General features: G+C 72.4%; 12 protein-coding genes and 1 tRNA gene. 6 read left to right on the plus strand and 7 right to left on the minus strand.

Annotated elements, in window-relative coordinates; genetic code table 11:
• Window positions 1-3 precede the first annotated feature (3 nt).
• From ACFO0B_RS17845 to ACFO0B_RS17855, 3 genes are all read left to right on the plus strand, one after another.
• Entirely contained in the window at window positions 4-954 is a 951-nt protein-coding gene (locus ACFO0B_RS17845; protein WP_378613589.1) for a DMT family transporter, read from the plus strand.
• Window positions 955-1,014: 60 nt separating this feature from the next.
• Window positions 1,015-2,007 carry a MauE/DoxX family redox-associated membrane protein gene (locus ACFO0B_RS17850; RefSeq protein WP_378613590.1) on the plus strand — a complete coding sequence of 331 codons (993 nt, stop codon included), beginning with the start codon at window positions 1,015-1,017 and terminating at the stop codon, window positions 2,005-2,007.
• A gap of 126 nt (window positions 2,008-2,133) precedes the next feature.
• The gene (locus ACFO0B_RS17855) at window positions 2,134-2,484 is read left to right on the plus strand and encodes a BP74-related protein (protein ID WP_378613591.1); all 351 of its coding nucleotides are present in this window, start codon (window positions 2,134-2,136) and stop codon (window positions 2,482-2,484) included.
• Between the two features lie 53 nt (window positions 2,485-2,537).
• On the opposite strand, the gene ACFO0B_RS17860 is transcribed toward ACFO0B_RS17855, so the two are convergent.
• Together ACFO0B_RS17860 and ACFO0B_RS17865 are read right to left on the minus strand one after the other, a co-directional pair.
• Window positions 2,538-4,094 carry a Rieske 2Fe-2S domain-containing protein gene (locus ACFO0B_RS17860; protein WP_378613592.1) on the minus strand — a complete coding sequence of 519 codons (1,557 nt, stop codon included), beginning with the start codon at window positions 4,092-4,094 and terminating at the stop codon, window positions 2,538-2,540.
• 59 nt (window positions 4,095-4,153) lie between these two features.
• On the minus strand, window positions 4,154-5,077 hold the full coding sequence (locus ACFO0B_RS17865) for a hypothetical protein (RefSeq protein ID WP_378613593.1): 924 nt from the start codon (window positions 5,075-5,077) through the stop codon (window positions 4,154-4,156).
• 71 nt (window positions 5,078-5,148) lie between these two features.
• On the opposite strand from ACFO0B_RS17865, the gene ACFO0B_RS17870 reads away from it, so the two are divergent.
• From ACFO0B_RS17870 to ACFO0B_RS17880, 3 genes are all read left to right on the plus strand, one after another.
• Window positions 5,149-5,937 carry a lysophospholipid acyltransferase family protein gene (locus ACFO0B_RS17870; RefSeq protein WP_378613594.1) on the plus strand — a complete coding sequence of 263 codons (789 nt, stop codon included), beginning with the start codon at window positions 5,149-5,151 and terminating at the stop codon, window positions 5,935-5,937.
• A gap of 28 nt (window positions 5,938-5,965) precedes the next feature.
• A tRNA-Gly gene (locus ACFO0B_RS17875) sits at window positions 5,966-6,037 on the plus strand.
• A gap of 532 nt (window positions 6,038-6,569) precedes the next feature.
• The gene (locus tag ACFO0B_RS17880; protein ID WP_378613595.1) at window positions 6,570-7,736 is read left to right on the plus strand and encodes a hypothetical protein; all 1,167 of its coding nucleotides are present in this window, start codon (window positions 6,570-6,572) and stop codon (window positions 7,734-7,736) included.
• Here the strand turns inward: ACFO0B_RS17880 and ACFO0B_RS17885 are convergent.
• From ACFO0B_RS17885 to ACFO0B_RS17905, 5 genes are read right to left on the minus strand one after another with little or no spacing between them, the layout of a single operon-like run.
• A complete protein-coding gene (locus ACFO0B_RS17885) occupies window positions 7,733-9,967 on the minus strand; it encodes a heavy metal translocating P-type ATPase (RefSeq protein ID WP_378613596.1) in 2,235 nt (744 codons plus the stop codon). The two genes, ACFO0B_RS17880 and ACFO0B_RS17885, sit on opposite strands and share 4 nt — an antisense overlap.
• A gap of 43 nt (window positions 9,968-10,010) precedes the next feature.
• Window positions 10,011-10,682, minus strand: a complete 672-nt coding sequence (locus tag ACFO0B_RS17890; RefSeq protein ID WP_378613597.1) for a sterol desaturase family protein — start codon at window positions 10,680-10,682, stop codon at window positions 10,011-10,013.
• Entirely contained in the window at window positions 10,679-11,473 is a 795-nt protein-coding gene (locus ACFO0B_RS17895; RefSeq protein ID WP_378613598.1) for a FadR/GntR family transcriptional regulator, read from the minus strand. Before ACFO0B_RS17895 ends, ACFO0B_RS17890 begins: the two co-directional genes overlap by 4 nt.
• 48 nt (window positions 11,474-11,521) lie before the next feature.
• Window positions 11,522-12,136, minus strand: a complete 615-nt coding sequence (locus tag ACFO0B_RS17900) for a hypothetical protein (RefSeq protein WP_378613599.1) — start codon at window positions 12,134-12,136, stop codon at window positions 11,522-11,524.
• 35 nt (window positions 12,137-12,171) lie between these two features.
• Window positions 12,172-13,851 (minus strand): ABC transporter family substrate-binding protein, encoded by a 1,680-nt coding sequence (locus tag ACFO0B_RS17905; protein ID WP_378613600.1) that lies wholly within the window; start codon window positions 13,849-13,851, stop codon window positions 12,172-12,174.

A 13,851-nucleotide genomic window follows, 5' to 3' on the forward strand; every position in this document is an offset into this window, starting at 1 on the left:
GGGATGACCGGACGCACGCGCATCGGGGTGCTGCTCGGCTTCGGGATCGGCGCCGGGGTCGCCGTGCAGGCCAGGATCAACGGCGCGCTCGGCGCCCGGCTGCAGGACGGCATCGCCGCCGCGACGGTGAGCTTCCTGGTCGGGCTGGTGGCGCTGCTGCTCGCGGCGCTGCTCGACCGTCGGGTGCGCGCCGGGCTGCACCGGGTGCGCGCCGCGGTCGCCGACCGGTCGCTGCGGCCCTGGCAACTGCTCGGCGGGCTCTGCGGCGCCTTCTTCGTAGCCGGTCAGGGGCTCACCGTCGCGGCCATCGGGGTCACCGCCTTCACCACGGCGGCGGTGGCCGGGCAACTCGTCAGCAGCCTGGTGGTGGACCGGCTCGGGATCGCCCCGAGCGGCCGCACCCCGGTGACCCCGCGGCGGCTGGCGGGCGCGGTGCTCGGCATCGCCGCGGTCGCGCTCGCGGCCTTCGGCCAGCACGGCGCGCCCGCGGGCGGGGTGGCGCTGCTCCCCGACATCCCGCCGGTACTGCTGGTGCTGCTGCCCGCACTGGCCGGAATCGGGCTGGCCTGGCAGCAGGCGGTGAACGGGCGGGTCGCCGCGGTGGGCGGCCCGCCCGCCGCCGCGCTGGTGAACTTCGTCGTCGGGCTATTGCTGCTGGTCCCAGTCACGGTGGTGGTGCTGGCGGTACGCGGCCCGCCTGCCTCGCCGCCCCCCGAACCGTGGCTCTACCTCGGCGGGCTGATCGGCGTGGTCTTCATCGCGGTCGCCGCGTTCACCGTCCGCTGGATCGGCGTCCTGCTGCTCGGCCTCACCTCGGTGGCCGGCCAGCTCACCGCCGCCATCCTGCTCGACGTGCTCACCCCGACCGGACCGGGCATCTCCCTCGCCGCGCTGACCGCCTGCGCCCTGACCCTGATCGCCGTCCTGGGAGCCACCCCGGCCCGCCGACGTTGAAACGCCTACCCCCGGGGCCGCGAGGCCACCGGCGAAGTCCGGGCAAACTACGCTGCCAGCATGGTGATCGAATACGGGGTGTGGGTGTCTCGATTGATGCTCGGCATGGTGTTCGGGCTCGCGGCGGCGGGAAAGTTGCTGGACGCACCGGCGACGCGGAAGGCGGTGGGGGAGTTCGGGGTACCGGTACGCGCGGTGCCCGCCGTCGCCGCTGGGCTGCCCTGGCTGGAGGCGATGATCGCGGCCGGGGTGCTGATCCGCCCGGTGGCCGGGCTCGCGGCGGGCGCCGCGGTGCTGACGCTGCTGGTCTTCACCGGCGCGGTGCTGCGGCTGCTGCGCGCGGGCAAGCGCCCCGCCTGCGCCTGCTTCGGCGCGAGCGAGCGGCCCATCGGCGGAACAACGCTGGTGCGCAATGGAATCCTGCTCGCGCTCGCCGCGATCGTGCTGGCAGGCGCGCTGCGCTACCCCGAGGTCCCCGAGATCCTGCCCGCGGACAACACCTTCGGGCTCACCCTCTTCGCGCTGCTCGCCGCGGTGCTGCTGTGGCTGGTCGGCGAACTGCTCGCGGTGCGCCGGAGGCTGGACCAGCAGGCGCTCACCACGCTCGGTGCCGAGGGGTTGCCGGCCGGGGCGGTGGCACCGGAATTCGAGCTCCGCCCGGCCGATCCCGGCGCGACCCCGGTGACGCTGGCCGACCTGCTCGTCCACGGCCGCGGCGTCCTGCTCGTCTTCGTGCACCCGGGCTGCGAGATGTGCGCGGCGCTGGCCAGGGAGCTGCCGCGCTGGCAGCGCCGGGTCGCGGAGGCGCTCACCATCGTCACGGTCGGCAACGGCGACCCGGCGGAACACGCCGCGTGGGGCGCGGAGCAGCGGCTCGGTGATATCCCGGTCCTCGTACAGCAGGGAAACGAGGCGGCGCTGCGCTATCGGGTCCGCGGAACCCCGTCGGCGGTCCTGATCGACCGGGAAGGCCGGATCGCCGCCCCGGTCGGCCGCGGCGCGATGGCCATCAGGGATCTGATCGTGCACCCGAAGGTGGCCGCGGATCGGTAAGGCGGACCGTTCCGGGGAGTTTGCCCGAAATTCGCTGCAACTGAATCATTTTCACGCGATGAACTGTCAATCCCCATTACGATCGGCTCCGCAAGGCTCCATCGCCCGACGACTTCGAGGTGACATATGGCCGACTTCGCGTTCACGGACTACTCCGGCAAGGAATTCATCATCCGGCTCAACAACGAGCAGCGAATCGAGGAGGCCCGGCGCATCCTGGCCGGGGAGGAGACGATGTCGATCCACGTGATGGGTCGCATCCGGAAGCAGCCGGTGGACTACAACCCGCACTGGAGCTTCCACCTGGACCCGGACACCATCACCTTCTTCACCATGGCGATCGAGGTGTGCGACTCGTCCATCACCTACACCGAGGACCACCTGGACGAGGCCTGCGGCGCCTTCCTGCCCGGCTGTTTCTGGTGCCCCTGGTCCTCCAAGCTGACCAGGGAGGTCGGCGCCCGCGTCAGCGCCTGATGAGCGCCGGTCCGCCGGTCGGCCCGCTGCGGGGCCGGCCGGCGGACCGGGCGTCAGTGCGTCTCCAGCTTCTTCGACCGCAGCTCGTGGCCCTTGGAGGTCTTGCAGCGCCCGCTCTCCAGATCCCACTGCCAGCCGTGCAGGTTGCAGGTGAGGGTGCTGCCGTCGATCACCCCGAAGCGGGAGAGATCGGCCTTGAGGTGCGGGCAGCGGCGCTGGATCTCCCAGCCTTCCAGCTCGACCGAGGCGGAGTCGTCGTGTGCCTCGGAGAACCAGCCGTCGGCGTAGGCGATCCGCTCGTCGGTGAGGCACTTGAAGAAGGTGTAGAGGAACTCGTTGTAGCCGCCGATGCGCCAGGTCTGGAACCGGGTGGAGAGGAAGATCGTGTTCACCCAGTCCGGTTCGTCGTCGCGCAGCACGGTGCGGACCAGTTCGGGGGCGATGCGGAAGCCGTAGCGGTACTTGCCCTCGCCCTCGACGGGCGCGCGGACCACCCGCTTCGGGAAGTCGAGCACCACCGTCTCGTCGCCCATGACCAGCCCGACCGCGTACCCGATGCCGTCGCAGATCAGGTCGCTCTGCGCCATGATCGGCTCGAACTTGGCGCGCAGCGGCTCGAGCAGCGGGCCGTCGCCGTAGGCCCAGGTGGCCTTCTGCGCGGCGATGACCGGGGCCAGCCTGGTGGCCATCTCCTCGATGTAGGCGGCCTTGTCGCCGTAGATGGTGGCCGGGTCCACCGGGTGGGTGAGTTCGAGTTCCTTGCCGTGCACCTCGGCCACCGAGCCGGGGATCATCAGGATCCCGCCGGAGTTGCCGTTGATCCGCATCTGCTCGAGGAAGGTCTCCTGGTCCGGGAAGATATTGCTGTTCTCCGGGGAGAAGCGGTCCTCGGTGTCGTTGAGGTAGCGCAGCTCGTCGTCGAGGAAGACCGGCGGGCCCGCCGATGGCACCACCCAGGTCGCGCCGACCTGCTCGATGTAGGAGCGGGCCCGGTCCATCCCGCGCTGGCGTTTCTGCCTGGCGAAGTTGGCCTTGGTGCGGGAGGGGATGTCGTAGACCATCGGGTACCAGATGGCGCCGGAGTACTGCAGCAGGTGGATGTCGATGTGGCCGAACGCCTGGTCGAGCAGCTCCATGTCGACCGGGCGGGCGTCGTTCATGTTGAAGCAGGTGGTCTCGCCGTCGGAGACGACGATGCCGGAGTCGCCGATCGGGCCGTCGGCGGGCGCGCGCAGCGCGATGATCATGATCTCCAGCTCACCGCCGGGCCCGGTGACGGTGTGCTTGACCGAGTCCTCGGTTTCGAAGAACTTCTCGAAGCCGAGCTTCTCCAGTTCGCGGCGCAGGTCGGGCACCGGGTAGTCGGGCAGCAGCACGGTGGCGTTCTTGTTCACGTGCTCGAGCAGGTTCTTCGCGTCGAAGTGGTCGCGGTGCAGGTGCGAGACGTAGAGGAAGTCGACGTCGCCGATGGCGTCCCAGTCCAGCCCGGTGTTGTCCGGGAACGGCACCCACGAGGCGAAGTAGGCCGGGTTCACCCAGGGATCGCAGAGAATCGTCCCGGCCGTGGTGCGGATGTGGAAACCGGCGTGTCCGACGCTGGTGATCTGCACGGAATGCTCCTCCTGACCGTTGCCAGATGCCAAGGGTAATCCGTCGGAACGGCGCCTGCTCAGGGGGTGACGTCGCCGATGCAGTAGCCCTGCGCGGCCGCGTCGCCGGTCGCGGAGCCGTCGGTGAGGGTGAAGGTGCGGGTCTGCGTGGCGCCGGTCGCCTGCGTCACCGGCGCCTGCACGGTGATGTAGCCGGCGCCGAGCCAGGCCGAGGTGAGCTCGGTGTCGTCGAAGGCGGTGACGCCGGTGAGCGCGCCCGGCTTGTTCGCCAGCGGCGCGGGCAGCGGGGAGCCGGTGCCGCGCGGGTCCCAGGTGGCCGGGGTGGCGGCGCAGACCAGCGGGTGCTCGCCCTCGGTGTCGGCGGGGTCGAGCGGCTGCCCGACGAAGCGGGAGAGGTAGCGGCGCACCACGTGCCTGGCGTCGGCGTCGTCGAACTGCGGGGTGGTTCCGGTGGCGAAGACCCGGGGGCAGGCGTAGCCGGACTCGATGTCGCGCAGCTCGGCGCGGACCGTCACCGCCGGGCCCTGCCAGCTGACGGCGGTCGCGGTGGCGGTGCCCGGCCCGGCCAGCGCGGCGAGCACCGGCGCGGCGTCGGCGTACATCTCCGCGACGTGCGCGGGCGCCAGCGTCCAGCAGGACTCCTGCAGCTCCTCGATCGGCTGCGTGGTCAGGTCGGCGGCCCAGCGGCGCAGCGCGGGCGCGGCGCCCGGAGTGCCTGGCACCTCACCTACCGGCGGTGCCTCCGCAGGCACCGGCGGCGCCTCCGGCGCGGGCGGCGGAGCCGGAATGCTGCTGCTCGGCACGGTGGCGGCGGACGTTGTGACCTGCGCCGCCTGCTGTTCCGGCTCGTCGCCGGGGATGCCGGAGACGGAGTCACAGCCCGCGATCAGCGCCACCGCGAGACCGCCGAGCACCAGTCTCCGCGCCTGCCGCCTCGGGCGGAGCGGGGGAGCGGGGCGCTTGGCTCGCGGATCGCGGTGCACGTCGACGTACCTCTTCTCTCGTGATGCCTGGTGCCGGAGCGGAAGGATGCGGCGACTACGCTAGCGGAACTGTGGAACCCGTCTACCGCACGATCATCGGCCTGGCCCGGACCGTCTTCTTCGTGCAGGGCCTGAAATTCACCGTCACCGGCGCCGAGAACTTCCCCGCCACCGGTGGCGGCGTGGTCGCCATCAACCACACCGGCTACCTGGACTTCACCTACGCCGGCCTCCCCGCGCGCACGCCGAAGCGGTACATCCGCTTCATGGCGAAGAAGGAGGTCTTCGACAACAAGATCTCCGGCCCGATCATGCGCGCGCTCAAGCACATTCCGGTGGATCGCGGCGCGGGCGCCGACTCCTACCGGGCCGCCGTGCGGTACCTGAGCCGCGGCGAGCTGGTCGGCGTCTACCCCGAGGCCACCATCAGCCGCAGCTTCGAGATCAAGGACTTCAAGTCCGGCGCGGCGAGAATGGCGCTGGAGGCCCAGGTGCCGATCATCCCGGTGGCGATCTGGGGTGCGCAGCGGGTCTGGACCAAGGGTCACCCCAAGCGCCTCGGCCGCACCAATACGCCGATCCACATCGTGGTCGGAGCACCGATCCAGCCGTATGAGCCCGCCGCCGAGCTCACCGCCGAGCTGCGCGCGACCATGCAGCGGCTGCTGCTGGATGCCCAGCGCGACTACCGGCACGAGGAGGGCGCGTACTGGGTGCCGTCCCGCCTCGGCGGCTCGGCGCCCACCCTGGAGCAGGCGAACGAGCTGGACGCCGCCGAGGTGGCCGAGCGGGCCGCGAAGCGCGCCGCCCTGAGCGATCCCGACCAGCGCGATTCTCGGAATCCGGACGCGGGCGGATAGAGTTTTTCCAGCGCCCCCCGGGGCGCGCGCGGATGTAGCGCAGTGGTAGCGCATCACCTTGCCAAGGTGAGGGTCGCGGGTTCGAATCCCGTCATCCGCTCTCTGCCTGATTCGGCCGGAGGATTCCGGCAACCCTCCGGACATGTTCGATCGCCCGCACGCCGTCGTCCCCGAGATTGGCCGAACAGGACACTCCGTCGCCCCGGCCGGGGAGGGCCGCTGTGCATCCGGGCACCTTCGGCGCCGAACCCGGCTCGGCGCGCTCGCTGTGAGTGTGCCGGAGGTGCCCGACGCGGTGCGCCGGGTGCAGACGCAGCCCCCGAGGGCGAAATCCGGATGAGGCGTGCGGTAACGGCCTGTCACCTGGCACGATCTCCCCTGTGGTCGCGTCGTGCAGATGCACACGACGACGCGATCCGGCGCCGCGCGCGGCGACGTTGCACAGAATTCACCGAGGAATTTCTGGATACCGACCAATCGGTAGCCGCAGTCGTGTCGAATCGCCGAGGAGTGTGTGTTGTGCAAGAGCTCGAGGTGTGAACCCAATGGCCACAGCTGGTGTGTCCGCAGAACGGACAGTGGTGAGCGGGGTACTGCTCTCGCGATCGTCGACCGACGGCGCGAGCCCAACCGTGCTACGCACGGCGGAGCGGGACGTCGCCGACGGCGCGACCGTCGAAACGATCGTCACCGTCCTGGACGAGGTGGGCACGGCACCCGGCTCCGATGTGACGATCGATGACATCGCCGTCGCCTATCGCTCCCCGACGCAGCGCCGGGAGATCCTGGCCGCGCTGGCCGACGGCCCATGGCGCACGGCCTCGCTGGTGTCGACCAGGTCGGCGCTCGCGGCCTTCGTCGCGCACCTGCCCGAGGTGGCCGGGCACAACACCGTGCTGGTGCTGGAGGCCGCGGATTTCCACACCACCTGCGCGGTGGTCGGCCCCGACCGCAATCAGGCGCCGGTCGGCGATTCCTGGCAGACCGTCGTCGCCGATGCCGAGGGCATCGAGCGCACGCTGGCCCGGGTCCGCTCGGTGCTCACGGCGGTGCATGCCGAGCCGGACGCGGTGGTGCTCTGCGGCTCGGCCGCCGACGACGCCGCCCTGGCGGAGGCGCTGCGCTCGGCCTTCGGAGTCCCGGTCGTGCATCCGGCCGCGCCGGGCAAGGCCGTCGCGCAGGGCGCCGCGCTCGCCGCCGCGACCGGCCGGGCCGCTCCGGTCGCCGCCGCCCCGCGCCGCCGCGGAGTGCGGCCGCTGCTGGTCGCTGCCGCTGCCGCGCTCGTACTCGGCGCCACCGGCTTCGCCGCCGCCCAGGTGCTCGACAGCGGCCACACCGAGCAACAGCCCTCGCCCGCCGCCATCGCCAGCTCGGCGCCTGCGCCGTCCTCGGCCGCGGAGCCGACCCAGCCGCCCGAGGCCCCGCCCCCGGTGGAGCCGCCCCCGCCGCCGCCTGCCGAGGTACCGCCGCCCCCGCCCGCGGAGATCACCGCCGAGGTGGCCGAGCCGGCCCCGCCGCCGCCCGCGCCCCGGCCCGCGCCGCAACGCCCCGCGCCCCCGCGGACGACGCAGGCACCGCCGCCGCCCGAGCCGGAGCCTGCCCCGGAGCCCGCTCCCGAACCAGCTCCCGAGCCGCCCCCCGCCCCCGCGCCCGCCTCGCCGATCGCGCCGCTTCCGAGCGGGCTCTTCCCCGGTGAGTCCATGCCGCCCGCCGCGGACGCCGACCCGGAGGTGCAGCGGCAGTGGTGGGAGAACCACCTGCACTTGAAGGAGCAGTGGCTGAACAGTGGCGGCGGTTAGCGGAAGGCGCGCAGCCGCAGGCTGTTGCTGACCACGAACACCGAGCTCAGCGCCATGGCGGCGCCGGCGAGCATGGGGTTCAGCAGCCCGGCGACGGCCAGCGGGATGGCGGCGACGTTGTAGGCGAAGGCCCAGAACAGGTTGCCGTGGATGGTGCGCAGGGTGCGCCGCGCGAGCCGGATGGCATCCGCGGCCACCCGCAGGTCGCCGCGGACCAGGGTGAGGTCGCTCGCCTCGATGGCGACGTCGGTGCCGGTGCCCATGGCGATCCCGAGGTCGGCGGTGGCCAGCGCGGCGGCGTCGTTCACGCCGTCGCCGACCATGGCGACCACCCGGCCCCGCCGCTGCAGCTCGCGCACGGTGTCGGCCTTCTCCTCGGGCAGGACGTCGGCGATCACCTCGTCGATCCCGACCTGCGCGGCGACGGCCCGCGCCGCGGCGGCGTTGTCGCCGGTGAGCATGACCGGGGTGAGCCCGAGCGTGCGCAGCCGGGTGACCGCCTCGGCCGAGGTCTCCCGGACGGCGTCGGCGACGACGAGCACGCCGCGGGCCCTGCCCGCCCAGCCGGCCAGCACCGCGGTGCGGCCGGCGCGCTGCGCCCGCTCGACTGCCGCCGCCAGCTCGGTGCCGAGCTCGAGGCCCTGCTCGGTGAGCAGCCGGGCCCGCCCGACCAGCAGTTCGGTGCCGTCGACGGTGCCGCGCACGCCGAGCCCCTCCCGATTGGCGAAGCCGGTGACCGCGGCGAGCTCGCCGGTGCGCTCCGCGGCGGCGGTGGCGATCGCGCGGGCGATCGGGTGCTCAGAGCCGTGTTCCAGCGCGCCCGCCAGCGCGAGCACCCGGTCGGCGTCCTCGCCGTCGGCCGCGACGACCTCCAGCAGCGTCATGACGCCGGTGGTGACGGTGCCGGTCTTGTCCAGCACGACGGTGTCCACCCGCCGGGTCTGCTCCAGCACCTCCGGCCCCTTGATCAGGATGCCGAGCTGCGCGCCGCGCCCGGTGCCGACCAGCAGCGCCGTCGGCGTGGCCAGGCCGAGCGCGCACGGGCAGGCGATGATCAGCACCGCGACCGCCGCGGTGAAGGCGGCCGCCACCGAGCCGCCGGTGCCGAGCCAGAAGCCGAGCGTGCCGACCGCGAGCGCGATCACTATCGGGACGAAGACGCCGGAGATCCGATCCGCCAGCCGCTGCGCGCGGGCCTTGCCCGCCTGCGCCTCCTCGACCAGCTTCGCCATCCTGGCCAGCTGGGTGTCGGCGCCCACCCGGGTCGCCCGGACGACCAGCCGCCCGCCGATATCGACGGTGCCGCCGGTCACCGCGGCGCCCGGCCCGACCTCGATCGGGACCGACTCGCCGGTGAGCATCGCCGCGTCCACCGCCGAAGAGCCGTCGACCACGACCCCGTCGGCGGCGATCTTCTCGCCCGGCCGGACCACGAACTCGTCGCCGACCAGCAGCTCCCGCACCGGGATCCGCCGCTCGACCCCGTCGCGGCGCACCGCGACGTCCTTGGCGCCGAGCTCGAGCAGCGCCCGCAGCGCCGCCCCCGCCTGCCGCTTGGAGCGCGCCTCGAAGTACCGCCCGGCCAGGATGAAGGTGGTGACGCCCGCCGCCGCCTCCAGGTAGATCGCGCCGGTGCCGTCCATCCTGGCGATGGTGAACTCGAACGGGTGCGTCATTCCCGGCGTGCCCGCGGTGCCGAGGAACAGGGCGTAGAGCGACCAGCCGAAGGCGGCGAGCACGCCCATCGAGACCAGGGTGTCCATGGTGGCGGCGCCGTGCCGCAGGTTGGTCAGGGCCGCGCGGTGGAAGGGGAGCGCGCCCCAGACCACCACCGGCGCGGCCAGCGTCAGCGAGAGCCACTGCCAGTTGGTGAACTGCAGCGCCGGGATCATGGCCATGGCGATCACCGGGACGGTGAGCAGCGCGGAGATCGTCAGCCGGTTCCTCGCCTCGGCCGCCGGGTCGGGCTCGGCCGCAGCAGGCGCCTTCGCCTCGGGGGGCGCGGGCAGCGCGGCGGTGTACCCGGCCTGCTCGACCACGTCGATCAGCTGATCGGGGTGCACCGGCCCGGTGACCTCGACGCTCGCCTTCTCGGTGGCGTAGTTGACGGTCGCGCTGACGCCGTCGAGCCGGTTCAGCTTCTTCTCGATCCGGTTCGCGCAGGAGGCGCAGGTCATGCCGCCGATCACGAGCTCGATCTGCCCGACGGGCTGCTGCGTGGCGGTGGTCATCGGGCGCTCCTTCGTCGGCGGGTTCGGTTCCTACCATACCCCCCTAGGGTAATTTGTCGAGGCCGTGCAGGTGCCGCGCGGTCGGCGATGCGGCGACGGTGTCCGGGTCCGGGTAGGTGCCGAGGAGCCGGTCGGCGGTGCCGGAGCTGGTCACCGTGAACCAGTAGTGCTCGTTCCGGTAGTGGTGGTGCCGGTGGTTGCGCCACACCGCGCGGTAGAGCGCGCGCTTCGGCTTGTAGTCGGTGTGGATCAGGTAGTGCGTCCACTCGTACGCGATGCCGAGCACGGTGATGGTGAGCAGGACGGTGAGCCCGAGCTCGGTCCTGGGGAAGGCGAGCAGGGCGATAGCGGTCAGCACCGCGATGGTGACCAGCAGCGAGCGCGGCGGGATGAAGATCAGCGGGATGTCGCGCGGGTCGGCGTGGTGCTCGCGGTGCTTGCGGGCCAGCTCGGAGTCGATCGAGACCGGCCCGAGCCGCCGCGGGCGCCAGTGCAGCACGGTCACGTGGATGACCCACTCGATGGCGGGGAAGGCGGCCAGCGCGAGCAGCGGCACCAGTGCGTCGGTCGGCTGCCAGTCGCCGAGCGCGAGCCGGGCGGTGAGCGCGGCGACCAGGGTCGCGGCGATCATCCAGGGCGAGGGGTGGCGCAGGAATTCGGTGAACGCGGCGCGCAGGGAGAGGTTGCGCCGGACCGGGCGGGTTCTGGTACTCATGGCTGCTCCTCCGGGGTGAGGATCTCGATCAGGGTGGTGGTGGCCGGCTCCAGCAGGGCGCGGGCCAGCGCGGCGGCCTCCTCGGGGTCGCCGTCCGTGACGGCGGCGGCGAGGGCGCGGTACGCCTCGGCATTGCCCACCTCGGCGGACATGACCGGGGCCAGCGCCGCCAGCGCGGGTTCGTAGGCGGCGCGCAGCATGGTGAACATGAGCCGGAAGACGATGGAGTCGGCGGCGTCGACCACGTGGTCCCAGAAGGTGAGGGCCGCGCGCTGCGCGGCGATGGGGTCGTCCGCGGCGGCGGCGACCGCCTCCGCGGCGGCGACGATCCCGTCCGCGATCTCGCGCCCGCGAACAGCGGCGTCGGCATCACTGCGGGGCGCCGCGCCGGGATCGTCGCCGACAGCGGTGCGCCGCCGGCCGAGGCGAGCGGCGGCCAGCTCGGCGATCTTCGGCCCGCTGTGCAGCCTGACCTCGAGGATGCTGCGCGCCACCGCTGGCTCGAGCACGCCGTCCCGGATCAGCAGCCGGGGCAGGATCTCCAGCCCGGAGCCGTGCCGGTAGTCGAGCACGGTCGTCGCGTCGCCCTGCCGCACGGCGACCAGCCCGGCCCCGGCCAGCCGCTGCAGCGCCTCCCGCACGGCGGGCCGGGAGACGCCGAGCGCCTCGGCCAGCTGCCGCTCGCTGGGCAGCGTCGAGCCGGGCGGGAGCTCGCCGCTCAGGACATCGGCCGCGATCTGTTCGAAGACGTCGGCCGAGACCGAGCGCTTGACCACCGGTTGCAAAGGCATGCCGGGAGTCTGCGCCGGAATTGGTCAGAGGTCAAGTGGTCAGACCAGTCAGCTCGGGTCGGAGCCGCTGACCGCCGCCAGCCACAGTGCCGCCACCGCCCCCACCGAGCCCGCCGCCGCGAAGGCGGCGAGCCCGCCACCGGCGACATAGACCCAGAACAGCGCCGCGAACGGCGCCGCGACCGCGGACTGCGCGTCGAGCACCAGGCGCCGCCACAGCCCGGCCCGCGCCACGGCATCCGGATCCGGCCGCGACGGATTGTCGACCAGCTGACCCGGCGGCTCGGCGCGCCGCACCCGCCCCGACGGGAACAGCCGCCCGTCCGCCGAGCCAAGCGCATCCGCCGCCGGGACGACCCGCTCGGTGTGCAGCACGAGCGCGGGATCGAAGAAGACCGGAACCCAGCGCGTCCCGCCCCCGGACTCCGCGACCGGCTCGATCTCGAGCCACGACCGGCTGACCAGCCGATGCTGCTGCCGCACCCGGCGCACCCGGACCTGCCCGCCCGCGGGCACCGCGCCCCCGATCCACCCGAGCGCGAACGCCAACTGAACTCCGCTGTACCCGAGAATTCCGAGCGCGACCGCCGCGAGCCCGCCGAGCTGGTCCGGATCGGCGAACGGCGCCCACGCGGCGCAGACCGCGAGGGCGCCGATCGTCACGGACACCGGATAGGCCGCCACTCGACGGCCCGCGCTCACTTCACGAAACCGATGATGGTGTAGTCCAGCGAGGCCAGCCCGGCCGCGCCGAAGTTGGCGATGTCGGCGCGGACGGCGACATTGCCCGGCGACTGCAGCAGCGGCAGCGAGTGCCCCTCCTCGAACACCTTGCGGTCGATCTGGTTGGCCTTCTCGATCGCCTTCTGCGGGTCGAGTTCGGAGATGGTCTCCTCGATCAGCGCGTTCAGTTCGGGGGAACCGATCCGGCCGTAGTTGCCCTGGAGGTTCTCCGGTTTGTAGCCGTAGATCTGGTCCAGGCTGCCCAGCGGGAACGGGTCGCCGACCCAGGTCCACTGCGCGACATCGAAGTTGCCCGGCTGGATCACCTCGGTGAAGTAGCCGCGGCCCGGCTTGGTCTCGATGTTCAGCTTGACCCCGACGGCGCTCAGGTTCTGCTGGATGATCTGCGCGATCTGCACCCAGGTGTCCGCGTCGTACATGATGTCGCGGATCTCGAGTTTGCGGCCGTCCTTGACCCGGACGTCGCCCTCCAGCTTCCAGCCGAGCGCGTCCAGCTCGGCGGCGGCCGCGGCCGGGTCGAAGGGCAGGCTGTTGTCCTGGTATCCCTGCTGACCCTGCAGGTAGATGTGGTTGTTCAGCGGCTTGGGCTCCTGCACCAGCCCGTTGTGGATGGCGGTGGCGATGCCCTGCCGGTCGATCGCCTTGAAGATCGCCACCCGCAGCGCCGGGTCGGCCAGGATCGAGCCGGGCGCGCCGTTGAAGGTCAGGTGGCTCCAGCTGTTGCCCGGCGCGCGGCGGATCGCGATGCCAGGGGTGGTCTGCGCGGTGCGCAGGTCGTCGCGGGAGCCGATGCCGACGGCGTCGATCTCGTCGTTCTGCAGCGCCGGGATCTGCGCCGCGCTGTCCAGCACGCTGTAGGTGATGGTGTCCAGCTTGGGCTTGTTCCCCCACCAGCGCGGGTTGTGGCCGAGCACGATCCGGCCCTGCGCCCGGTCGACGGACTGCACCAGGAACGGCCCGGCGGTCTGGCCGATGCCGTCCACCAGGCTCTTGTTGAACGCCTCCGGGTTCTGCGTCACCGCCTTGGGGAAGAGGAACGAGTTCCCGGCGAACTGCCCGCGCCAATCGGCGAAGTGCTTGTCGAAGGTGAGGATCGCCTGCCTGTCGTCGACGCCGCGCTCGACCTTCGCGACCCGGTCGAAGCCGCTGGTGTTGGCGATCAGGAAGGCCGGGTCCCGCCCGCTCAGCGCGTTCGCCTGGGCCGCGATGTCCTCCCAGGTGATCGGCGCTCCGTCGGACCAGACCGCGGCCGGGTTGATCGTGTAGGTGACCTGCTGCGGCTCGGTGCCGGTCAGCTCGACGCTGGTGAAGTAGTCGGTGTTGACCGAGAGCGCGCCCGCGGCGTCGGTGCGGAACGAGCGCGGCAGCACCGGCCGCAGCAGGCTGCCGGTCTCGGCGTCGTTGCCGTCGTTGGAGAGCGCGTTCCAGTTGGCCGGCAGCGCGGTGAGCGAGAGCCGCAGGTTGCCACCGTCCTTCAGGTCGGCCGGGTCGCGCGGGTTGATGTCGCTGCTGCTGCCGATCGCGGCCACCGCGCCCTCCGGTGCGCCGGAGTCGTCGGCGCTACATCCGGTCGCGATGAGGCTCAGCGCGATCAGGGGTATCGCGAGACGGGCCACCGTGGTTCTGGCACGCAT

The sequence above is a fragment of the Nocardia jiangsuensis genome, from assembly GCF_042650385.1.
Lineage (GTDB): Bacteria > Actinomycetota > Actinomycetes > Mycobacteriales > Mycobacteriaceae > Nocardia > Nocardia jiangsuensis.